The sequence below is a fragment of the Nostoc sp. DedSLP04 genome (genome assembly GCF_034530775.1).
In the GTDB taxonomy this organism is placed as follows: domain Bacteria; phylum Cyanobacteriota; class Cyanobacteriia; order Cyanobacteriales; family Nostocaceae; genus Nostoc.
Genome location: NZ_JAVRCL010000061.1, coordinates 1 through 23,662, shown reverse-complemented (window position 1 = coordinate 23,662; position 23,662 = coordinate 1). Strand labels below are relative to the sequence as shown.

Sequence of the window (23,662 nt, the reverse complement as noted above, 5' to 3'; positions counted from 1 at the left end):
CGTGCCATTCGCCCCATGCCCCATGCCCAATGCCCCCATGCCCAATGCCCTACATCAACTGCATCTCCTGCAATCCCTGGCGTAGTCTCTTCGCTTCTTCGGGATTATACCTTTCGTGAAGGACGATCGCTTTTCTAAAAGCTGCTAAACTATCTTGATGATTGCCAACTTTGAGCAACACTACCCCCAAATTTTGATATGCTTCGGCATAGTTGGGATTTAAGGTAATTGCATGTTGATAATATACGATCGCATCTGCAAATAAACCCAAAGCCTTAAATGTCATCGCCAAATTATAATGTCCAAAAACAAAAGTGGGATCGATTTTCAAAGCTGTGATATAAGCAGTTTTCGCACCGTTGAAATCTCCTGCTGCTTTGAGTAAGTTACCCAAGTTGTTGTATGCTCCTAGTTTGAGCATGGGATAAATTGGCAATTTGATGGCAGCTTGATAGTGATAAATCGCCTGTGGGGATTTTTGCAAGCGACTGTAGGCAATGCCTAAATGATAGTGGAGTTCATATAAGATATCGTAGTTGTCTTCAGCAACGGTGATTCCATGTCTTAGCAAATCCATACCTTGAGAAATTTTCCCAGTTTGCACATACAACGCTCCTAATTTACTGCAAACATAAGGATCGTTGGGATGAGTTGCGAGAAACCCTTCCATCGCTGTAGCGGCTTTGGCATATTTGTTATTTTGAGCGATCGCACTTTTTTGATATCCTGTGTGTACAAGGGCAACCCCAGGTAAATAACCTATTTGCCAATGGGGTTCTTTGGTTAAAATTTCTGACACACTATCATCTACCAAGGCATGGTAAGGACGGTCAAAACGAATATCTGGATGATTGCGGAATAGCCTGGAAACCAGAGAATAGGGAGATTGTTCTGCACCAACTTCTTGGCGGACGAGGTTGAGGAGCAAATATTCATCTCTTGCGATCGCCTCTCGTAACTGCGGTACAATTGTTGGAGTTAGAGTTTCATCAGCATCTAATACCAAAATCCAATCACCAGTGACATATTTGAGAGCTGCATTCCGGGCAGCACTGAAGTCATTACACCATTTAAAATGATGAACTTTTGCACCGAGTTGTTGGGCAATATTGGGAGTGCGATCGATTGAGCCTGTATCCAAGACTATCATTTCATCCACTACTTTTCTCACACTGCTCAGGCATTTAGGCAGTGTTGCTGCTTCGTTTTTCACAATCATGCATAGACTCAAACTCATAATTTAAAACTTGGGAGTGGGGAGTAGTGAATAGAAGGATAAGGGAGATGAGAAAGCAACATCTTTACTTCCTATTCCCTTTAACAGTGATAGACTCTGCATAGTGAAAAATTTGCTTTGATTGTGAAATGTTACAATCAAGGCTTTTATATAGAGCATAAATACTGACCTCTAGTGTCAATAATGACAGTGTAATGGATAAACTGCCAATATAAATAACCAGTGCCAATCTATGCCGCATCTGATACAGGTAATATAAAATTGCTAGCGTAGACGTAGCCCTTCCTAGACATCGCATCAGGGAGTATTACCTGAATCTGGATTGGACTAACTATTTAGCTATATTACCCATTTTTTATGATTATATAACTATAATACACATTATCTAAAAGTCATATATGTAATGAAAAACTCACTTACCAGAACATTCCAAAAATATTTGCGAGCGCTTAAGCGTTGGTTTTCAGATACGCCAGAAAGGGCACTTTTAGAAGCTTACCAAGCAGCTCAGAGAATTAAAAACGTTGAGAACGAACATTTTGATAGCAAAAAAATATCTTTACAATCAGTAAACTATACTGAAAATGTCATGTCTTATTGGCAAGTATATCTTAATAAGAATCTAACTATTATTAAGTTCAGGCTTGCGGAATTTCAGCTTAGTCGGGGAATTGTCAATATTTCTAATTCTGTTTTATTAGAAAAATTGAAGATTATTGATGAAGTAGTAGAGAAATATGCTATCAAAGATGAAGTAATTAACAATACTTCTTTAGTGTCAACATATCAGCCTTTAAACATTAATGATAACGAAATAAAAAAACAGCTAAATTCATCTAATATAAACGATCCTCAAATTAACCCTCCAATTCCAAAACCTAGATTGCCTAAGAATTCTATCGGCAGAAGGATTAATAAAATTCAAGCAGATTTTGCACCGCAGACAGAAGAAGAATTTATCAGGAATTATCGTCTTTCTAAAGGTAGAACAATAATTGCCCTGCGATTTTTGATAGTTCTCATTCTTGTACCGCTTTTAACTCAATATTTTTCTAAAGAATATATTGTAAGTCCAATACTAGAAAGGGTTAGAGGAGATAATGCAACTACAATATTCATCAATTCTGATATGGAAAAAGAAGCTCTCCATGAATTTCATAATTTTCAAGAAGAATTGAGATTTGAATATTTTATTAATCAAGCACCAGCACTTTCTTCAGAGTTAACACAAGAAAAAATTAAGAGTAAAGCACTTGAAATCTCGGAAGAATTTAGCAGAAAAAGTAATAGTAGTATTAGTAATATTTTTGCAGATTTAATATCACTTTTTTCTTTTGGCATAGTTATCGCCATGAGCAAAAGAGAAATTGCGATCCTTAAGTCTTTTATGGATACCATTGTCTCTGGTCTGAGTGATAGTGCCAAAGCTTTTTTAATTATTCTGTTTACAGATATATTTGTCGGATTTCACTCACCAGATGGGTGGGAAGTCCTGCTTGCAGGATTGGCAGAACATTTAGGTCTACCACCCACTAGAAATGTAATCTTTTTCTTTATTGCTACATTTCCTGTGATTTTAAATACTATCTTTAAATATTGGATATTCCGCTATCTCAGTCGTTTATCTCCATCGGCATTAGCTACATTAAAAGAAATGGACGAATAGTTTGTAATTATCCAACGCCCAAATTCACTTACTTTGAGTAAAAAATATGTTTTTCCCTATAAATCAATTAATTACGAATTACATTAGCGTTGCGCTAACGAGTCCACGAACGTTATTACGAATTACGAATTACGAATTACGAATTACGAATTATTTTCACGCATTTGTCTTTTGATTCGCTAGGCTATGTATATCCTGGTTTTTCCGAAGTATACTATGGATTTTGAAAGCAAAGCTAATGCCTCAACTCCTACAGACAACATAGAGTTTGCTCAACCAACTACTACCCGTAAGCCACTGGAACTGCTGCGAGATACTGAGGCTTTACTTCGTCGCCCAACTGTAGCGAAACTGTCGCCGATTTTGCCATCAAAACTGAGTAATAGATTCCAAGCAGCCTCATCTTTGGCGGATGACTCCTTTAAAGAACTGGCAGAAATTGACCTAAATACTATTAATGATTTTGAACTGCGTTCTGCACGAATTTTTATTGGCTTGAGCCTTGTTGGTTTTGGGGCACTGATGATATTGATGCTGCTGCTATACTTAAATACATTGCATCCAAAAACCAGTACAGTTGTACAAATTCGGCAATATTGGTATCAATATATTTGGTTTGTCTGTTTAGGTATCACGGGGATGTTTATCTTGGGACGTGAAGCAATGCGTCCTATGCCAAAGCGACGGAAGTAAGTAGATGAGAATAAATCGAAGTAAATTAAGTAATGTAAGAAATCTGGTTTTTACCCCACCCTAACCCTCCCCTTGGAAAGGGGAGGGAACTAGATTTTCCAGTTTCCCCCCTTTACAAGGGGGGATTAAGGGGGGTAATTCAACTTATGTGTACACCGTACCCAATGCATCGGGGGAATTAAGGGGGGTAATTCAACTTGTGTGTACACCGTAGCCTTTATAAGGGGAGGGCTGGGGAGGGGTGATTCAAGGATTTTTGCAAGAGGACTAAAGTCCTCACTACAAACTTTTAATTATTTACGTTGCTTTATTTAACTTTCAGGAATTAACGCTTAAAAATGTGCTTGGGTATTAAATAGCTGTTAGGAGATTTTATAGATGAATCATGATGCTTTCATTGTTCCACCTGGTTCAAAGATTTCTCTGAAAAAAAACTATGACCCAGCTTATAAAACTGATTTTCATCAAAAAGCTGATGCTGCAACCAAATTAAAGGTAGATATTGAACGACTAGCTAATTACCAAAATATTCTCTATGCTCAAAACACCTATGCTTTGTTGATTATTTTTCAGGCAATGGATGCTGCTGGCAAAGACAGCACTATTAAACACGTAACTTCTGGTGTTAATCCACAGGGATTTCAGGTGTTTAGTTTTAAGGGCCCCAGTGCGGAAGAATTAGACCATGACTACTTGTGGCGCTCAATGAAAGCTCTGCCAGAAAGAGGAAGAATTGGCATATTTAACCGCTCATACTATGAAGAAGCACTAGTGGTTCGCGTCCATCCAGAAATGCTTCAAAAACAACAACTTCCTTACATTCCTAATGGAAATAAGATATGGAAACAGCGTTTTGAAGAAATCAATAACTTTGAAAAATATTTGGTTGATAATGGTGTAATCATTTTGAAGTTTTTTCTAAATGTCTCTAAGTCAGAGCAGAAAAAACGCTTTTTAGCACGGATTGACTCTCCTAATAAAAATTGGAAGTTTTCAGATAATGATGTCCGAGAACGAGCTTTTTGGGATGATTATATGAATGCTTATGAAGAAGTTTTTAATAATACTAGTACTAAATGGGCACCGTGGTATATTATCCCTGCCGATCGCAAATGGTTTACACGGCTAACCGTTGCTAATATTATCTGCACAAAATTAGAAGAACTAAATCTGCAATACCCAACAGTTAGTGAGGAACATAAGCAGCAACTTTTGGAAGCGAAACGTATTCTAGAGCAGGAAGATTAACCTGTGAATTCGATCGCTAAAGGCAAAAAAATGCTGAAGTAGTTCAAATATCCTGTATAATATATGTAAATAATAAAAAATTGTAACTTAATTAATGCTATTTGTAACTAAAGAAGTTACGCAAATAGTCATAGGCGCAAAATCATGATTGAAATGGCAGAAAATGCCAAAAATCATCCACCTCACTTTACTAATGCTGCCTTTGATCTAGTGGCGATCGCAGCCTCCGCAGGTGGATTGACTGCTATAATTCAGGTGCTATCGACTCTAAAAGCAGAATTTCCCGCCGCGATCGCCATTGTGCAACACTTGGCTCCCGAACATCCGTCGTTTATGGCAGAAATTCTCAGTCGCCGCACAGATATTACTGTCAAACAGGCACAAGAAGGAGATTCCCTTACCCCAGGAACGGCTTACATTGCTCCACCCGATCGTCACTTGTTGGTTAATGGTGACGGTACACTTTCTTTATCACAGTCGGAATTAGTACATTTTTTACGTCCTTCGGCTGACTTATTATTTGAATCAGTTGCAGCCACTTACAAAGACAGAGCGATCGCTCTTGTGCTAAGTGGAACGGGTAGCGATGGCACAATCGGAATAGAAGCAATTAAAAAAATGGGCGGTACTGTCATTGTCCAAAACGTAAAAACCGCCGAATTTGCGGGGATGCCCTCCGCCGCAATTAATACTGGCAATGTAGATTTTATTCTACCTCTTGATGAAATTTCTACCACCCTGGTAAGTTTAATCATGGGAAAATTTAACTAAACTCAGAGGCATAGGGACAGGGGAGTAGAGGAAATATGTATTAAAGTGCAACTAACTTAGTGTCAACATAGTTTAATGAGGCTTTGAACTCCATTAATGAGTCTTTGAACTCCGTTAATGAAGCTTAGAACTCCATTAATGAGGCTTAGAACTCCATTAATGAGGCTTAGAACTCCATTAATGAGGTTTTGAACTCCATTAATGAAGCTCAGAACTCCATTAATGAGGCTTTGAACTCCATTAATGAGGCTTAGAACTCCATTAATGAGGCTTAGAACTCCGTTAATGAGTCTTTGATACTCGTGGAAGCATAATCTATAACTCCACTCCTTTGTTCCTGCCCCCTGCCCCCTTAAACTATGACTTCCGCAGAAAAAGATCCTAAATTTGAAAATTTACTGGTTTATCTCAGACAAAGCCGGGGATTTGATTTTACAGGCTATAAGCGCTCGACTTTGATACGTCGAGTATTCAAGCGGATGCAGTCATTAAACATAGAAAATTTTGAAGAGTATCAAGACTATCTAGAAGTTTATCCTGAAGAATTTAATCATCTTTTCAATACGATTTTAATTAACGTCACCGCTTTTTTTCGAGATTCATCAGCTTGGGAAGAAATAGCAGAGCAAATACTGCCTAATCTGATTAACAATAAAAAAGCATCCGAGCAAATCCGTATCTGGAGCGCTGGCTGTGCTTCTGGAGAAGAAGCTTATACCCTGGCAATGTTGATGGCCCAAATATTGGGAGCAGAGGAATTTCGTCAACGAGTAAAAATCTACGCCACAGATGTAGATGAAGATGCTCTCAACCAGGCTAGGCAAGCCGTGTATTCAGAAAAAGATGTCCAATCTATACCAGATGAACTGCGGCAGAAATACTTTGAATTTGTCGGGAACCGCCATGTTTTCCGCCAAGACTTGCGCCGCTCAGTGATTTTTGGTCGCCACGATTTGCTTCAAGATGCACCCATTTCGCGCTTAGATTTATTAGTCAGCCGCAATACATTAATGTATTTTAATTCTGAGACTCAAGGGCGAATTCTAGCCCGGTTTCATTTTGCACTAAATGAGAATGGCTATTTGTTTTTAGGAAAAGCAGAGATGCTATTGATGCATTCTAACTTGTTTACGCCGCTGGACTTGAAAAACCGAATATTTACTAAAGTATCGACGGTGAATTTACGCGATCGCCTTTTAGTTATGGCAAATCCCGCAGATGACGAATCTAGCAACCGTTTGGCTCAAAATGTCCGATTGCGAGATATGGGTTTTGACACAACTCCAATCGCCCAAATAGTCATTGATACCAATGGCACTCTGGTAATGGTGAACGAGCAAGCGCGAATTTTGTTCGCCCTTTTCCCCAAAGATTTAACTCGTCCCTTCCAGGATCTAGAACTTTCCTATCGGCCTGTTGAATTGCGATCGCTAATTGAACGGGCTTATACCGAACGCCGCCCTGTGATCCTAACAAATGTAGAGCGCTATATATCTAATACAGAAATTCAATATTTAGATGTACAAATTACGCCTTTACAAGAAACAGATAACAGCTTATTAGGAGTCAGTATTTCCTTTCACGATGTCAGCCGCTATATTAAACTTCAAGATGCGTTGAAACGTTCCCAACAAGAATTAGAAACTACCAACGAAGAATTACAATCTACCAATGAAGAATTAGAAACTACCAACGAAGAATTACAATCTACCAATGAAGAGTTAGAAACTACTAACGAAGAACTCCAATCTACCAATGAAGAATTGGAGACAATGAATGAAGAACTCCAATCTACTAATGAAGAATTACAGACAATTAATAGCGAACTGAACCAGCGCACCACAGAACTTAATCACACAAATATTAGTCTAATTTCTATTCTCAGAAGTCTGCAAACGGGAATAGTGGTAATTGACAGCAGCTTTAATATCTCTATTTGGAATTATATGGTAGAAGATTTATGGGGCTTGCGAACTGATGAAGTGATCGGCAAGTCTATTTTCAGCTTAGATATTGGGCTACCCGTCGAGCAGTTGCGATCGCCTATTCGTGAATCCCTATCCGGGAGAAAGCAGTTTCAAGAAACGATCCTCGATGCTACCAATCGTCGAGGTAGGCAAATAAAATGTTACCTGGCAATTACTCCGCTGTTTGGTGCTGAAATGCAAGGAGCAGTTTTGATGATGGTAGATGTAGAGAAAGTCAGCAGTATGATTTCTACTCAAGACATAGAGAAACGGCAGCAGCAGGAATGAAGGAGGTAGGGGGCAGCACTTCGGCTACGCTCAGTGACCGGGGGGCAGGGGGCAGGGGAGCAGGGGAGCAGGGGAGTAGGGAAGGTAGGGAGAAAAGAACTTGATTTTCTGACGATAAATCTCGCAAAGTTTCTTTGGTGGACTAATAGTTTAAACTATTGAAAAATCCAAAATCCCTTCGGGTTCGGTAGTCCCCCATCGACGGGAACCGCCAAGACGGGGGCTACCTCACCAAAATCCAAAATCCAAAATTGATTAACTCTGTGCTTACTCAGTTATCCACTATCAACGCCCTGAAACAGCCTACTAGTTCTGCTTGGTTAGAACAAGCGATCGCTAATTTAGATATCATCTTACTCGACCACTCCCACTGCGAACGCAAAGCAGCAGGTGTAGCCTTAAACATGATGTTTCGCTACCCTTCCAATACTAAAATGGTTCGGGAGTTAACTGCGATCGCCCGCGAAGAACTAGAACATTTTGAGCTAGTCAACCAATGGTTAGAACGCCGGAATATTCCCCTAGCTCCCTTACCACCGCCTCCTTATGGCGCGGGTTTAAAAGCTCAAGTACGCCCCAAAGAACCTGAGCGATTTTTGGATTCCTTACTAGTCACTGGTTTAATTGAAGCTCGCTCTCACGAACGCCTGGGACTATTAGCTGCTCACTGTCCAGAGCCAGAGTTAGCAAAATTTTATCGTGGGCTAATGGCATCCGAAGCGCGTCACTACGGTATATATTGGGTTTTAGCTGCTACTTATTTCGACAAAGAAATTGTTATGCAGCGACTTGATGAATTAGCAATTGTCGAAAGCGAGTTGCTGGCGACTTTGCACCCAGAACCTAGAATTCACAGTTAGTAGACTAACCCAACAGATATGAAGCTTCAGCTAACACACCTGAGACTGCTTGTCTCCAACTACAAAGATTCTTTTCTGTTCTACCGGGATCTGCTGAAATTTGATGTCGATTGGGGCGATGAAAATAGCGGATATGCTGAGTTTAATACCGGATATCTCAAGCTGGGTTTGCTCAAACAAGAATTAATGGCTGAGGTAGTCCCAAGAATTGAACAACCTTCATACGTTGTCAATCGAGATAAAATAGTCTTGATTTTGGCAGTGGATAACGTGGATGAGGTCTATGAGCAAGTAAAGGCTCAAAATGCGCTCGTTGTGACTCAACCACAAGATCGCCCAAGCTGGGGAATCCGCACAGCTCATTTGCGCGATCCCGATGGCAATCTGATCGAAATCTACAACAATCTCGGAATTATCAGTTAAAAGTTCCTGCCAATAACGTTATGAAGTAATTAATCATGAATTAGCATGATACAAAAATGGCTTTCTATTGTTGGCATTGGGGAAGATGGATTGCAGGGGTTAAGCGCGATCGCTCGTTCTTTAATCGATCGAGCTAAAGTAATTGTGGGAGGCGATCGCCATTTAGCAATGCTTCCTACAGACGATCGACGTGAGAAACTAGTCTGGACATCTCCCATTAGTGCTTCAGTAGAGGAAATCATTCAGCGCCAGGGTCAGTCAATCTGCGTACTCGCAAGCGGCGATCCGATGTGTTACGGCATTGGTGTCACCTTAGCGCGGCGAATTCCCGTCTCTGAAATGACGATTATCCCCGCACCTTCAGCCTTCAGCCTCGCCTGTGCCAGGGTGGGATGGTCTTTGACTGAGGTAGAAACCTTGAGTTTGAATGGTCGTCCATCCTCCCTACTCCAGTCTTACATTTATCCGGGAGCGCGACTGTTGATTTTGAGTGAGGGTAAAGACACCCCAGCGCTGGTTGCTCAAATTTTGACAAATCGCGGCTATGGTGGCAGTAAGATCGCTGTATTGGAGCGTATGGGCGGCGCTCATGAAAGAATTGTAGAAGGTACGGCTGCATCCTGGAGTGAAACCGAAGTTGCGGCTTTGAATGCGATCGCAGTTAATTGTATTGCTGATACTGGGGTTATTTCATTACCAAGATTACCAGGATTGCCAGATAACGCCTACCACCACGATGGACAGTTAACGAAGCGTGAAGTTAGGGCAATCACCCTAACAGCTTTAGCACCCACACCAGGAGAGTTATTGTGGGATGTGGGTGCGGGTTGCGGCTCAATTTCAATTGAATGGATGCGGAGTAATGCGCAATGTCGAGCGATCGCGATCGAACAAAACTCCTCTAGACTACTGTATATTGCCGATAATGCCGCCACTCTCGGAACTCCAAATCTGCAAATCATTGAAGGCAAAGCGCCCCATGCCCTGAAAGATTTGCCGGCACCAAATGCCATTTTTATTGGTGGTGGGGTGACAGCAACAGGACTTTTTGATGTTTGCTGGGAAGCACTGCGGCCGGGTGGACGCTTAGTGGCCAATGTTGTCACAGTTGAGGGCGAGCAGACTTTATTTCAATGGCATGAACGAGTCGGTGGCAATTTAACTCGTATTGCCATCCAACGGGCGGAACCTATTGGTAAATTTTTAAGTTGGCGAGCAATGGCGGCTGTGACGCAATGGGTAGTAGTGAAGCCTGAAAAATTTAATGGTTAATGTATGAGTGCGTAGACGTTTCGTCTTGTCGCAGACATCGCTTTTGTAATTTGGCGATCGCAGAATCATTAAGAGATGGCTGTTGTTTTGCCTGTAATTCCTGTCGGAGATTCTTATAGGCAGATGGGTCTGCTGGCATCATCAACTCTGCAAGCAGGTTTCCTGGTTTGCGGCGGGTGCTAAGACCCATATCCTGAAGCAATTCATCAATGTAATGGAATGTAAAAGGAGTTACACATGCTCCACTGACGAAAGAATAAGGTCTATCTTTCTTCCTCCATTCCAACTCTGCTGTTACATCCTCTAACATCTGTTGCGGGGATGGTAAAGATATATTTCCTTTGACATACTCTGATAACCACCTAGCACTAATTTCTGCTGATAACTGGGCACAGAAAGTATAGTTATAACCAACAAAACCCATCTGGGGAACATGAGGGTGAATGAGATGGCGGTAAAGATGGATAGTGCCTTCCTCATCAAATACGTGTCTGCGGTACTTCTCTTCTAAAAAGGGGATATCCTGAAGAAAGCCCGTGCCAAAGACAACAATATCTGCCTGTATTTGCTCGCCGTTATCCAATTCGACGCCAGTAGCAAAAAACTTGTCGATTTTTGTCTTCACAGCACGAATTTTGCCTGCGCGTATATGCTCAAAAAAGCCTTTAGGCACCAAGCCGACACTACAACCAATCAATTTGTTCATCGGTTGTTTGGGCACCATCCCACAAGCATCAAGAGGAAACTGTAAACGCATGATAGTCTCATTTAGCCGCCAGAATGCCCACACTAGTGGCTTGCCAAAACTATGCAGCCATTTTTCCCATCCTTGAAGTTTATGATAGGGCATCCAAGTTTCTGCAAACCGAGTTAAGAAAATATACTTGATGTTGAACAAACCGAGAAAGAAGTTGGGAAATTTCCACAACGCTTGACGGAACACAAGGGTACATTCCTTAGCCTTGCTAGCTGCGAAATTCGCTAGATCGGTGGCTGACTTGCCAAAACCGACAACAACCACTCGCTTGCCCTCAATTACAGAGCCGTCATTAAAGTTATTAGTATGTATTATCTGACCTCCGGCGGCAATGAACTCTTCCATTCCCGGCAAGTTAGGAATGTAGGGAATATCATAAGTGCCATTGCATACAATCACAAAGTCGAAGTTGTAATTTTGTTTTCCGATCTCCTTACCATCTTTTTGAAAGCTAACACTAACCATCCATCCAGGAGTATTTCCTGATTTGCGCTCCACTTTAGTTACTTTTGCACCGAACTGAATTTTTTCTGTGACACCAAAGTGTTGGGCATAGGATTCAAGGTAAGCGCATATTTGCTCTCCTGAAGGCCATTCTGGATAGGACGCAGGCATAGGATAGTCTGAGAAAGCATAGGTGTCTCTGGGATTTTGGAGCGAGAGTCCTGGGTAAGCCCTCGACCTTTCCCACACACCGCCAAGTTCCTGCCGTTTCTCGAACAATGTAACCTCGTAACCTTCTTCAAGAAATGTTTTGGCTGAGACTAATCCGCTCACGCCTGCCCCAATCACGCATATTTGTTTCGCTGTCATTTTGGGTTCTCCTCAATTATTATCGGACTTACGGAAAAGTACACGGAGTAGGGGCAATTCATGAATTGTCCTAAGAAGAAAATCAAAGCTTTGACTATTGTTTGCGTAAGTCATATATTAAATTGGCACAGGAATTTGATATGCGCTCTCGTTCACTGATGAAGTAGGTAAATGATTGTCGCTGAGGTATTCTGACTGTTCTTGAGACTTAATTACATAAGTTAAGTATTCATATTGAGAGGGTAGATTTGTACTCAGGTAATTGGCTTTTTCCTTAATTGCCTGAAATTTAGCTAGCGCCTTTTCGTCGTCAAGATGCTCCAAGAGAGGTAAACTACCTTCAGGCTTATGATTGAGTCCAAGTAACATTACCGAATAAGAGTATGTCTCGAAGCCATGAAAATATGGATTGATATTCTTTTTATTTGGTAATCTGCTTTTCCACAACTTTAACTTTTCTTGCAGTTCCGTAGGAACTTTAATTTCTTGCTTAGTTGCTTGCCAAAACTTTGTATCTGCTCGATCGCTGGCACGGTAATGGAGTACCAAAAAGTCCCGAACACCATCTAGACAGTTAGCGATCGCTCTATTATAGTTGCGGATCAATTCTTCATTGAACGACTTCCCTGGAAAGTGATTGACTAACTCTTCGATTCCATGCTGAATAAAAAATATGCCAGTAGATTCTAATGGTTCAACAAATCCACTGGAAAGCCCTATTGCTACACAGTTTTTCACCCATGAGTTTCTGTTACGTCCAATCCTCATTTGGATATGAGAGGCTTTGCAATTATCAGCGACATTTCCTAAATGCTGAAGAAATTCTTGTTCTGCTTCCTGTGCAGAGATGAAGGCGCTAGAATAAACATATCCTGTACCATCTCTGCCATACAAAGGTATATTCCAGACCCAACCTGATGAGAGAGCAGTTGCAGTTGTGTAAGGGTTGATGCCATTTTTCTGAATATCGCTTGGTATCTGTATGGCGATCGCGCGATCGCACAGTAGCGACTCTGAATAAGAAATGAATGGCTCACCAAGAGCTTTGTTAATCAAAAGACCACGGAAACCAGTACAGTCAATGAAAAGGTCTCCACTGATAATCCCATGCTCGTTAGTGTTGAGACTATCTATGCTTCCATCTTCGGTTAAATTTACATCTACCACATCATCAACAATTTGTTTCACGCCCCTCTGTATTGAATAATCTTTCAAGAATCTAGCAATTAGATTTGCATCAAAATGGTAGGCGTAAGGATATTGCCCTTCAGCATCAGCAAGTGTGATGAGATTTTTTTCAGAAAAATGTTTCTCTGAGAATAAATGTTCTACTCTGTCATCAAAGATTTTGCCATTAAGATATCTCGGAGACCTTTGGCGATCGCACAGCGTCGGTGCCATGAAGCAGGAATAATCAAATGCCTCATTGGCACTCTTAAGTTTTAACCACCATTCAGAGATACTGAATCCATCAATAAAATCAAATCTTTCAAAAGGGTGGTAAAAGTGTCTGCGATCGGAATTCCAATCAACAAATTTAATCCCCATTTTATAAGTAGCATTGCATTTTGGCATCCATTCATACTCTTGTAATCCCAGAAAATCAAAAAATGACTTGATGCTACTAAAAGTTGCTTCGCCAACTCCAATTTTTGTAATATTAGAAGACTCTACCAAGGTAATCTGAACATTTTTTTTCAAGGCTTTACTCAAATAAGCTGCCGTCATCCAACCTGCTGAACCACCACCGACAATTACAACATTTTGTACGTGCTGTGACATAGTAAAATTTCTCCTTCCGGCTTGAATTAGGTATTAATTTTCAATTTCAATAAATTTGCTGATTAATTTATGCAGTTTTCAATAGTTGCTCAATTTTATGGTTTTTGGCATATACCAAAAGACCGTTTGTAAATTGGGTAAAAACTGTAAATAAGTTTTCAACTAGTTCAAAAGCTTCTTGTTGCGCTGCTTCTGATAGTTGAATATCTTGTAACAATTGCTCTATTCCAGATGAACCTGTGATGTGACCAGTTTCAACATCCAAATGGAAATCTGCAAAATATCGGCATGATTTTTGAGTAATTGCTTTAATTTCTTTGCCAATCTCTGCTGCTATAGAAAACATTATATTACCTGTTGCTTCGGTAACTTCAATGAGGATTAGTTTTTGAATAGGAGTAGCTTGCAAAGTATATCGATAGAGTTGATAGCTCAACCAGCGAGCATTCTGAGTTTCTTCACTCCAAAGAAATTTCAATGCATCACTAAATTGCAAGGTTTTGTCAAATTCTAGATTCTTCAAATCTTCCAGAAACCACAGCCAATGATGGTCATCTTCATAAGTATGTTTGTTAATTAATGTCTGAATTGGATCGGTTGTTGGTTCTACTCGCAAAAAATACTTATTCAGTTCTCCAAAATTCATAATAAAATGAGCAGCACATGGTGCCCAAGCTAACCTTTGTCTGGGATTTATACTTTTATCTTGCATAAAATTAAACAATGGCACTTGAGCAAATTCTTGTTTTTTTTGTTCAATCAATGCTAGTACTTGTTGCATTTTTAATTGTGCTGATTTTCAATGTTTAATATTCAAGCAGAAGTAACTTACCCATTTTGTTGTAGGAAGGTAATCTGCTCAAACTTTGATTGTTAAATTCTCAAAACTTTTTTGATAATCATTAGCTCAAAACCCACTATTTGAATAGCAAATAATGTCTAATTTGGATATTGCAGGTTTAGTTAAGAGTGTGTAGATAATTGGCCTTTGAACACACGCGATAAATCTCACCTCTACATCAGGGTTTTAGGTGTATTGTGTTATATCGTATTGAGGCTAACGCTAAATTGTAACCAGGTAATTTACTGTTATTGTTTTTACTTTAACTTCAACATATCTATGTAATAAACGTAGCCTTTACTTAAGTACGCTTGTTAAGAAAGGGTCTTATATGAGCGTTTCCTGCGCTCATAAAAACCAAATCGGCTGGTTAGGCCTTCTACCTTAGCTAAAATTTGAGTATATACTTGGAAATATTTTTAGACTTGTTGTAGCTAAAAGTAGTATAAATAATTACTTTACATTCTCAAGTATTAATGTAGACTCAGCAGTACGCCCAAATTCTTTTGGCGCATATTGCAGGTGAACTTCTGCACCAGGCCAAGAAAATGTCCCAGGTGTCATAGAACAAACTAAGTAATGCAAGCTATAAACTCCAGGTTTGAAGTGGTCAGCGTAGGCGATAATGCGATATCTTGCAAAAATGCACAAGAAAAAAGCGATCGCCTACTCTTCTCTCAGTAATGGTAGTGCGATCGCTCTTTTTACAAAAGCTTATATAGTTTTGATAGTAAAGTATTCAGTACCATCTTCATGAATACTACGCAATAATTCTTTGGCTAAGTTTGACTATTGATCTACCGTCAGATTCCTCAACTTTTCTTCATCAAAAGTAAGCCCATGACGTTCTAAATATGGGCGCAAATTTATTTGAATGAATAAATCTTTTAGTTCTTGGGCAATTTCTTGGGGTGGATTTCCTGATAATGCGATCGCAATTAAATGTTCTGCTGCTTGAAATTCACCACAGTCTATTGCAAGAGTTGCAGCACTACGATGCAATACTGAACGAGTCGGTTCGGCATCAAGTTGATTGGCAATCAGTGCAGCAGCTTGAGATTCTTTTTCAAAAGCTTGTCGAGAAACTTGACTAGCTTGCTTTAAGTCTCCTCTGAGTTTAGCAGTAAAAGCTGCTTCGGCTAAATCCATCGCTTGTTTATGCAACTCCTGAATCTGACTCATTTTTCCACAATAAAAGATAGGGGTCTGCTAAATTCAACAATAATAACGTAGGCAGGAAATTCGCCATCGGAAGGATTAGTTTGCTCGATTTTGTGTTTGACTCTAGCTCTAATTCTGTTATCATCTGCTTTACGTATACCTGAAACTTCCAGTCTTACTTGATTTTGAAATGGAAGTTCACCTGCTTCATCTTCGCTACCTAACCAATAATCAAATCCAGTGCCTTTGCGCGATCGCTCAATCACTGTAAACTGAGTCAATTGTCTGATGAGCATAAAGGCAATACCATAGGCTGCTTGTTCTGTGGTGAACTCTTCATCATTCCAGCAGCGGAGCATTTGCTGTGTAACGGTTTGCCAATATAGTCTGAAGGTGGTAGTAAAGTCTCCATTAACTGTAAGTTCTACACCCTGTAAATGACCTCGATCCTCCAAACACACCGCACAAGCTTCTGCTAAAGCTGCTCCAAAAGATGGAGTTATAGCGGGTAGTCCTTCTCCTAATTTAGTTAATACTAACTCTTGGGGTTTATCCAAGCTAAACAGACTGAATCTTATTGTGATTTGTTTTATTGTACTTTAATTGCAGTTGCAGAAATGTAATTAAGTACAATTATTACTTCCCATCCTCCAATATTAATGTAGACTCAGCAGTACGCCCAAATTCTTCTGGCGCATATTGCAGGTGAACTTCTGCACCAGGCCAAGAAAATGTCCCAGGTGTCACTGAACGGACTAAGTAATGCAGACTATAAACTCCTGGTTCCAGGTGGTCGGCGTAGGCGATAATGCGATCGCCTACTCTTCTCTCAGTAATGGTAGTGCGATCGCCATAAATCATTGAAAATAAAAAAGTAACTTTATTGTCAAGTTATGAAACTCAGAGTTGTATTAGAACCCAGTGACGAAGGCGGATACACCGTCCATGTTCCCTCACTTCCTGGTTGTATCAGTGAAGGAGAAACATTAGAAGAAGCATTAGAGAATATCCAAGAAGCAATAGAACTTTACCTTGAGCCATTGGAAGATGAATGGATTACTCAAGAAGGCGTAATAGTCAGGGAATTGGTACTGTGAGCAAAGTTCCCAATTTACCTTACACTCAGATTATCGCTGCTTTAGAACGGGATGGATGGATAGTTGTACGCCAGCGAGGTAGTCACATTAGATTGGAAAAAAGCATACCGGATGAAGTCTTAAAATTAACTGTTCCAGCTCACCGCCCAGTTAAGCGTTCCACCCTAGCTAAGATTTTAAAGCAGGCCCGTATAGACTTGGAAAGATTTTTAGATTTGTTGTAGCCAAAGATGGCATAAATAATTACTTCCCATCCTCCAGTATTAATGTAGACTCAGCAGTACGCCCAAATTCTTCTGGCGCATATTGCAGGTGAACTTCTGCACCAGGCCAAGAAAATGTCCCAGGTGTCACTGAACGGACTAAGTAATGCAGACTATAAACTCCTGGTTCCAGGTGGTCGGCGTAGGCGATAATGCGATCGCGGTACACATTCTTAAAACCAAGTTCCCAGCTATCGGCTTTTGCTTGTAATGCAGCTGTAGCAGTTTGAAAACTCGCATCCACCGCCTCAAAACCTGATGGTAGGGGATCTTTTATCACCAAATGATCCACAGGACGATCGGCGATGATTTCTAAACCAATATCAAACACTTGTCCAGAGGCTAAAGTCAAGGGTTTATCGAAAGCATAAAGACCTGTTTTTTGCAAAACTTTCTCTTTATTTACTTGACTAATTTCTCGTGTTATGCGTAGTCCGTTAAACCTGCCTGGTTGATTACCTTGCAAGCGATAATTATAAGCAACCAGATAGTGTAAAGTGCCATTACCTGATTTTTGCAGGGTTAAATCATTACGCCCACGAGGTAATTTATTCATCGGCACATTTAGCTGTAAGCTGGGATTTTGATAGCCATTAAACTGATTTTCTCCTAACTTATTACCAGCTAATTCCACTGTGGCAACAAAATTAGGTGGTGTGGGTTGCAGTTGACTATAATCTACCAAAGCTGTTAAAGCTTGGGCATTATTATAGTTGGTTTGCCACGTACCATTCCGTCGCAATGCCAGAAGACTTTCGAATAATTTATCTATAACTTCGGGTTTACTTTGTTTGGCAATAAATAAGCGTAAAGCTTGCGCTTGCGTCGTAGTAGATGAACTCATCCATCCCCAACTGCTGGGTAAACTCACAACTGCTGTGCGACCAGTTTCATAAACATTCTGTTGCAGTTTGTTCGCTAATTGTTGAGATTCATCTTGCCATTCTGGGAATTGAGATGAGTATCGCGCTAGTTTAATTTGAGTTGCTACATCAAAATTATTGCGCTGTTCATAAATATCTGCGAGGAAAGTATTGCGTTTATCTCCCAATTCTGCTAATGAGATTAAAGCATTAAGTTGCAGTTGCCTTTTACAGAGTAGTTGTTTGCAAAAGTCGTATTCTCCGGGGTTTGCTAGAACTTTTTGTAAATAAGCTTTCAGGCGAGACACCATTGCAGAATCAACTAAATTAGGGAACACCTGACTTGTTTTAGCCAAAGATTCACCCGTATAGGAAGAAACCCAAGGGTCGGATTTTTCTTGTCCGGGGAAAGCAGCAAAACCACCATCAGCTATTTGGAGTTTTTGTAATTTTTCAATTGCTTGACTTGCCTGTTGGCTAGGATTAAATTCTGTAAATGTCTGACCATATTTCTGTGCAATAATTTGCAAATTAGCAGCAATTATTAATTGACTCGCCGCCGGTTCTGTAAATGGTAAATCATCATCTTCTAAAACCTGCTTTGCTGGCGCTTTAATTTCTGGAATCAAAGTACTCGCCAACTGAATATCTAAACCTCCCGCATCAGGGAAGGTATTTTTATCGACATTCAGGGGAATCTTTACCTGTTTTTCAGTAACACCAGATTCAACGACTTGTTCTGTAATTTCAATTGGCTTAATTTCCAAGGGTACTTCAAAAGCATCTGCGGCTGTACCATTTAGCTGAGTTGTAAAGCGAACTTTACCAGTTCCCACACTATCTGCCAGCATGGGGAAGCGATAAGCATGAGTTGCGGATTCAGCTTTGGTTTGCAAAGAAGTCGCTGTGGGGTTTTTCTCAGCAAACTTCACATTACCGCTAAGTTCGCCATTAATTGAGAGATTCCCTGTATTCCCAGTGTTGTTAGTTACAGATAAGCCAGCGAGAATGCGATCGCCTGGACGGGCAAACTGTGGCAAGATGGCATTAGTTAGCAGTGGTTTGGTGCTGATAAACGTCGCCTCCCCATTCCCGAAACGCAGATTTCCATCAGTGGCCACAGCCATCACTCGCCATGTAGTTAAGTCATCCGGGAGTTTAAAGGTTATCTGTGCATTCCCATTTGCATCGGTAAGCACAGAACCGTTGTAGTAAGCTAAGGCTTGAAAATCGGTGCGAGTGCGAGTATTTGCTGCACCAGTTGAGAAACCACCGCCATAACCCCAACCTTTCGGTTTAGTTACATCTTGTGCTTGTAATATAACATCCGCGCGATTATCGTTAAAGCGGGTAGGTATTACCTGTTCTGCATAAACTGTATCTACCAAATCTGGCGGACGATAACCAGAAAGTTGTAACACCGCTTCATTTACCACCATGACTGTAAACTGTCCTTTGGCGGGATTGCCTTGATTGTCCTTCAGTTCTAGCTGTACCGTTTCTTCTGCACCAGGTTCTAATGATGCTTGCACTGGCTTAACTTGCAGTTTTAAATACTTATCTTCTAAATTGACTTTAAAAGGTGTGAAACCAATCTTCACCAAGTTATCTAAACTTCCCGCTTCCACTTGGTTTATGGGTTTACCTTGTCTGACTAATACAGCTTCAATGGCTGCATTTGGCAGCATTTCTTGTGTAACTTGAAACTTGACTTTTGGTGTGCCTCCCTGAACTTTGGTAATCTGCTGATAAAGGGGTTTATCTTTAATTACAGCAAAGTACAATTCTGCATCTGGATAAGGAGATTGAATTATTGCAGTAGCAGTTTCACCAGGTTTAAACTCTTTTTTATCTAATTTAATTTCTAAGACATCTTTTTCTTTAGAACCCCAAAATACTGGATTTTCTCCAGTTGCCCAAATTTGTAAATCTGTGGCACTTAATTCACCTTTTGCATCACTAAAATTAACTCTAATCCTGTATGAACCAGATTCCGGTGCTGTTAAACTTACCGATTGCGGATTGCTAGCAGATGTAATTTCACCTTGTCCTACCGTTTTATATTCAACTTGATTTTTTGGAGTTTGACTACCTTCCACCAACTGCGTAACGCTGCTGTATTTAATCTGTTGTAATTCCAGGTGCACTCGTTGACCTGCGATTGGTTTTCCTGTAGGGTCAGTAACAATCACTTCAATAGGGAAAGCCTTACCAGCATCAGCGATGAAATTACTTTTTAATCCAATAAGGCGATTACTCGGTAAAGCTGTAAATGTTTTGGAATTCGCTACTGACAGATTAGAAACATCTGCAACTTGCACATCTACTTGGTAAGTCATCGGATATGGTAAATCATTAGCCACATTTACAATTTGACTACTTTTACCATTAGCATCTAGTTGGGCATTAGTTTGCAATACATCAGTAGATATAGTAGGGGTTTCCTCCGGCCATAACCATTGCCTACCAAAAGTAAATTCTTCCCAACCTTTAGGAACAAAATCAGCCTGCTGGCGAGTAATAAAATATTTTGCTTCTCCCCCTTCTACAGGTGCGCCAAATAAATAATTGCTTGTAGCATTAATATTAACTTTCTCGTCAATGTATGCAAATTCTTTATCTAAGTTAAGTTCGACTTTAAAGTTGGGTGGCTTAAACTCAGCTACCCGAAATTCTCCAGAAATTTCTTGTCCATTTTTACCTTTCGCCTGGATTGTATAGTAGCCTAAACGCTGAGTAGTTTTGATTGGCAACTCCAGAGAAAAACTGCCAAATTCATTTGTGGTTTGCGTACCTAAGCTAGTTTTTTGCCCATCGGGATTTACCAAAGTTAATTGGTAAGCAGCATTTTTATCTTGCTGAATTACACCATTTTGTAGATAGTCTGCAAAACCAGTCAACCAAGCCTTTTCGCCTGGTTGATATAACTGTCTATCTGAGAAAATTATCCCGCGTGATTCTGGCTTCTTATCTTGCCAACCCGCATCAATCCCGTAGCCATAAACACCGCTATATTCTTCAGTTCTAGCAAATGCCCAATCTTGATTCTCACGGGCAATTACTAATAACTGTGGTGATTTACTAGAGCTTTCATTGCCAGAATAACATTTTTGTAATCCTTCACGAACAATTCTAAAAATTCCATTGTCATCAGTTTTACCTGTTGCACAAGGTACTGGTTCTGGACGAGATTTTGCTTGTAATTTTGATTGATAAATTTCAACAGCAGCCGCTTGAACTGGCGAACCATCTGTAAGATGATTGACACGAATTAACCCTGACTCAGGAAACCATTGAGTAAATACGCCCAAATTTGTCAATTCAACCATGCCATAAGTCGTAGGTTCGCGCCACAGTTCCTTCCCATTCTCTTGATATTTATTCGTGCGGGCTTGGACTCCATAAGCTAACATGCCGGTAGTAGAATTTATTTTTTCCCGCAGAGGAACAGCAATATCAACTGATTGATTTTTCTTACCCGATACCTTAAAGCTTTGCCATTCAGCAGGTTGTGGTAATAAATCACTACTATTATTAAAATAAACTAAATCTGTCGGTTGGACTACTCGATAAGCTGCTTTATATTTAGATTCTGGCAAATTTCCCGTACTAATATTTAGCTGTAAATCTTTACTTGTAGGGAAAATATTCAAATCTGATGGTACCCAAATATCCCCAGCTAAATCTCCAGTATCATATTTCAGGGTGACAGGTTTACCCAAAGTTTGCCCAAACTTATCTTTGAGATTTTCGCCGATAGTAATTGTATAAGTCTTGGCAGGTTCTAGCGCATAAGGATTAATCCCGACAATTTTATCTTCATCATTAACTTCCAAAATTCTCGAAATTTCTTTTGGTGCGGGATTAATAGTAATATTTTCTTTAGCTGAATCTGCTAATAAAATGTTATTAAATTCTAGCTGCGGGCTGCCTTTAACAAATCGTCCAAATGTTCCGCCTGAATCCGGCTGTCCGTAATAGTTAATTTTCTGAAAAGCCAAAGGGGAATAAGTTGCTAATTTACTAGCAAATTCTTTCTCCGTCGCTAGATTGCCATAAGCAGGACGTATTCCGGGAGAAAATACCAGGCGATAACTGGTTGCTTTTTCTAGATTTTGCTGTGGGATGAGATTATAAATCCAATTACGTGCTGAAGGGTCAAATTTTTCTAAAGGATCTTCTTCATTTTTTAATGGTTTTTCTTCTTTGTTTAATTCAACTTTAAAACCTGTACCTTTACTTTTACCTTCGGGAATTAGCTGTAAATGTTCTTGTACAGAAGCTAAATCCAATTCTACATTAGAAGTAAACTGTAACTTCTGTTGTAAATCAATTGGTTCGATATCAGCTTTCTCTATGGGATTGACACCGGGTAAATTAGTTAATTTAATTGATTCAGTGTTGAAAGTCCAAGGTAAATCTTTGTCTAGGCGATGATTTTTTAAATCGGCTAAACCTGCTTTCAGAGTAACTTGAAACCTTGTCGCTATTGGTAATGCTTTTTCAGCTTGGAATCCCACCATGCGTGGTGTTAAAAAGCGAAATTGACCGGGTAAAGGCGGCCAAAGGGTAAATTTTTGTAATATTTTTTGCTGTTCTGGACTATCAAGACTTTCAACTGGGATTAAAGCTTCTTGAAAACGGATGCGGATTTGGTTGAGGGGTTTTGCATCTCCAATGGGACTTATTTGTTCAATCCAGTCTGGTAATTTTGGTGGTGTAAGTGAGGATACTGCTGGTAGTTGTTCTTTACTTGAATTGATACTAAAGAAATTACATCCTGTCATCGCTAGCATGAATGTGAAGAGAAGAATAAATTGTATTTTTCTCTTCTGGTGTGAAAAATGACTAATTTTTTTTAACAAACCGCTAAGGACGTTAAGAAAGAGATAGAGAATTTTACGATAAGAACTGAGTAAAAATTTGATAATCATATTTTTTAGTAATTCAAAATAAAAAATTCGCAAATTATAGCAAGCAAAAGCTTGCATTACCTGATTTACTTGGTAATGGCAAGATTAATAAAGGATGCAGACGACTATTTTTTACTCAGACTTTGGATTTAACTATGTTTATTTACATAGATAACCAATCTAGTGTAATTGTTCCAAAAAATCACTACAATTCTTAACTAATTAATAAGTATTTAACTTCTGCAAATATTAATTTACATCTGCTAAGTGATTTCAAATAAATTATTAAGGATTTGACATATTGACTGATATAGATGTAATCGCTGCGTCAAAATTAAGGTAGGTTTTCTTGGACAGGGGATTCCCTGATGAAACTAATTTTACGATCGCTACTCAAACTTAAGCACAGCAGTAAAGTTATCCTGGCTGTGCTGCTAATCTGTCTGGTGGTACGCTTACTTCCTTATTTTGCGCCCATTCGGGCCGCAGATATTGCTCAAAATCAGTTGGCAATGCAATTTAGCGATCGCAATGGTTTACCATTAGGAACATTGCTCACCCGCGACCAAGAGCATACATCAGTAGTACCACTAAATCAGGTTTCGCCCCAGTTTATCCATGCGATTTTAGCCGCCGAAGATGGCAGCTTTTACCATCATGGGGCGTTGGATATGAAAGCTATTATCCGCGCCAGCAAAGAAGCCATCCACGCGAAACGAATTGTTTCCGGCGCTTCCACAATTACTA

Annotated in this window: 18 protein-coding genes and 2 pseudogenes; 11 read left to right on the top strand and 9 right to left on the bottom strand. The window is 39.9% G+C overall.

Annotation, left to right across the window (positions count from 1 at the left end; all coding sequences use genetic code 11):
- Window positions 1-49 precede the first annotated feature (49 nt).
- Window positions 50-1,237: a tetratricopeptide repeat protein gene (locus RMX89_RS27280; RefSeq protein WP_322691122.1), complete on the bottom strand. Its 1,188-nt coding sequence runs from the start codon at window positions 1,235-1,237 to the stop codon at window positions 50-52.
- Window positions 1,238-1,640: 403 nt separating this feature from the next.
- Between RMX89_RS27280 and RMX89_RS27275 the strand changes: the two genes are divergently transcribed.
- From RMX89_RS27275 to cbiE, 8 genes are all read left to right on the top strand, one after another.
- Window positions 1,641-2,903, top strand: coding sequence for a proton extrusion protein PcxA (locus tag RMX89_RS27275; RefSeq protein WP_322691121.1), 1,263 nt, complete (start codon window positions 1,641-1,643; stop codon window positions 2,901-2,903).
- Window positions 2,904-3,119: 216 nt separating this feature from the next.
- A complete protein-coding gene (locus RMX89_RS27270) occupies window positions 3,120-3,596 on the top strand; it encodes a hypothetical protein (protein WP_322684132.1) in 477 nt (158 codons plus the stop codon).
- A gap of 378 nt (window positions 3,597-3,974) precedes the next feature.
- Window positions 3,975-4,844 (top strand): polyphosphate kinase 2 family protein, encoded by an 870-nt coding sequence (locus RMX89_RS27265; protein ID WP_322691120.1) that lies wholly within the window; start codon window positions 3,975-3,977, stop codon window positions 4,842-4,844.
- A gap of 144 nt (window positions 4,845-4,988) precedes the next feature.
- Window positions 4,989-5,615: a chemotaxis protein CheB gene (locus tag RMX89_RS27260; RefSeq protein WP_322691119.1), complete on the top strand. Its 627-nt coding sequence runs from the start codon at window positions 4,989-4,991 to the stop codon at window positions 5,613-5,615.
- Between the two features lie 359 nt (window positions 5,616-5,974).
- Window positions 5,975-7,870 carry a CheR family methyltransferase gene (locus RMX89_RS27255; protein WP_322691118.1) on the top strand — a complete coding sequence of 632 codons (1,896 nt, stop codon included), beginning with the start codon at window positions 5,975-5,977 and terminating at the stop codon, window positions 7,868-7,870.
- 263 nt (window positions 7,871-8,133) lie between these two features.
- On the top strand, window positions 8,134-8,730 hold the full coding sequence (locus tag RMX89_RS27250) for a tRNA-(ms[2]io[6]A)-hydroxylase (protein WP_322668290.1): 597 nt from the start codon (window positions 8,134-8,136) through the stop codon (window positions 8,728-8,730).
- A gap of 18 nt (window positions 8,731-8,748) precedes the next feature.
- Entirely contained in the window at window positions 8,749-9,153 is a 405-nt protein-coding gene (locus RMX89_RS27245; RefSeq protein WP_322672331.1) for a VOC family protein, read from the top strand.
- A gap of 45 nt (window positions 9,154-9,198) precedes the next feature.
- Window positions 9,199-10,425 carry a precorrin-6y C5,15-methyltransferase (decarboxylating) subunit CbiE gene (gene cbiE, locus RMX89_RS27240; RefSeq protein WP_322691117.1) on the top strand — a complete coding sequence of 409 codons (1,227 nt, stop codon included), beginning with the start codon at window positions 9,199-9,201 and terminating at the stop codon, window positions 10,423-10,425.
- Here cbiE and RMX89_RS27235 read toward each other — a convergent pair.
- The 7 genes and pseudogenes from RMX89_RS27235 to RMX89_RS27205 form a co-directional block, all read right to left on the bottom strand.
- Complete coding sequence (locus tag RMX89_RS27235) at window positions 10,415-11,995, bottom strand: NAD(P)/FAD-dependent oxidoreductase (protein WP_322691116.1); 1,581 nt, start codon at window positions 11,993-11,995, stop codon at window positions 10,415-10,417. The genes cbiE and RMX89_RS27235 overlap by 11 nt on opposite strands.
- A 117-nt stretch (window positions 11,996-12,112) precedes the next feature.
- Window positions 12,113-13,777, bottom strand: coding sequence for a tryptophan halogenase family protein (locus tag RMX89_RS27230; protein ID WP_322691115.1), 1,665 nt, complete (start codon window positions 13,775-13,777; stop codon window positions 12,113-12,115).
- 67 nt (window positions 13,778-13,844) lie between these two features.
- Window positions 13,845-14,558 carry a hypothetical protein gene (locus tag RMX89_RS27225; protein ID WP_322691114.1) on the bottom strand — a complete coding sequence of 238 codons (714 nt, stop codon included), beginning with the start codon at window positions 14,556-14,558 and terminating at the stop codon, window positions 13,845-13,847.
- A gap of 513 nt (window positions 14,559-15,071) precedes the next feature.
- Window positions 15,072-15,254: pseudogene (locus RMX89_RS27220) on the bottom strand (hypothetical protein); the annotation flags it as partial.
- Between the two features lie 153 nt (window positions 15,255-15,407).
- Window positions 15,408-15,800 carry a hypothetical protein gene (locus tag RMX89_RS27215; RefSeq protein ID WP_322691112.1) on the bottom strand — a complete coding sequence of 131 codons (393 nt, stop codon included), beginning with the start codon at window positions 15,798-15,800 and terminating at the stop codon, window positions 15,408-15,410.
- Window positions 15,797-16,336: a hypothetical protein gene (locus RMX89_RS27210; RefSeq protein WP_322691111.1), complete on the bottom strand. Its 540-nt coding sequence runs from the start codon at window positions 16,334-16,336 to the stop codon at window positions 15,797-15,799. The genes RMX89_RS27215 and RMX89_RS27210 overlap by 4 nt, the downstream gene beginning before the upstream one ends.
- A 79-nt stretch (window positions 16,337-16,415) precedes the next feature.
- Window positions 16,416-16,595 (bottom strand): annotated as a pseudogene (locus tag RMX89_RS27205) (hypothetical protein); the annotation flags it as partial.
- A 77-nt stretch (window positions 16,596-16,672) separates the two neighbouring features.
- Between RMX89_RS27205 and RMX89_RS27200 the strand changes: the two are divergent.
- Together RMX89_RS27200 and RMX89_RS27195 are read left to right on the top strand one after the other, a co-directional pair.
- Window positions 16,673-16,876, top strand: coding sequence for a type II toxin-antitoxin system HicB family antitoxin (locus RMX89_RS27200; RefSeq protein WP_322672322.1), 204 nt, complete (start codon window positions 16,673-16,675; stop codon window positions 16,874-16,876).
- Window positions 16,873-17,100 carry a type II toxin-antitoxin system HicA family toxin gene (locus RMX89_RS27195; RefSeq protein WP_109007162.1) on the top strand — a complete coding sequence of 76 codons (228 nt, stop codon included), beginning with the start codon at window positions 16,873-16,875 and terminating at the stop codon, window positions 17,098-17,100. The genes RMX89_RS27200 and RMX89_RS27195 overlap by 4 nt, the downstream gene beginning before the upstream one ends.
- A 19-nt stretch (window positions 17,101-17,119) precedes the next feature.
- On the opposite strand, the gene RMX89_RS27190 is transcribed toward RMX89_RS27195, so the two are convergent.
- Window positions 17,120-22,798: an alpha-2-macroglobulin family protein gene (locus RMX89_RS27190; RefSeq protein ID WP_416212009.1), complete on the bottom strand. Its 5,679-nt coding sequence runs from the start codon at window positions 22,796-22,798 to the stop codon at window positions 17,120-17,122.
- A gap of 485 nt (window positions 22,799-23,283) precedes the next feature.
- Between RMX89_RS27190 and RMX89_RS27185 the strand changes: the two genes are divergently transcribed.
- Window positions 23,284-23,662: transglycosylase domain-containing protein (locus RMX89_RS27185; RefSeq protein ID WP_322691109.1), on the top strand; the 379-nt coding region annotated here is incomplete at its 3' end.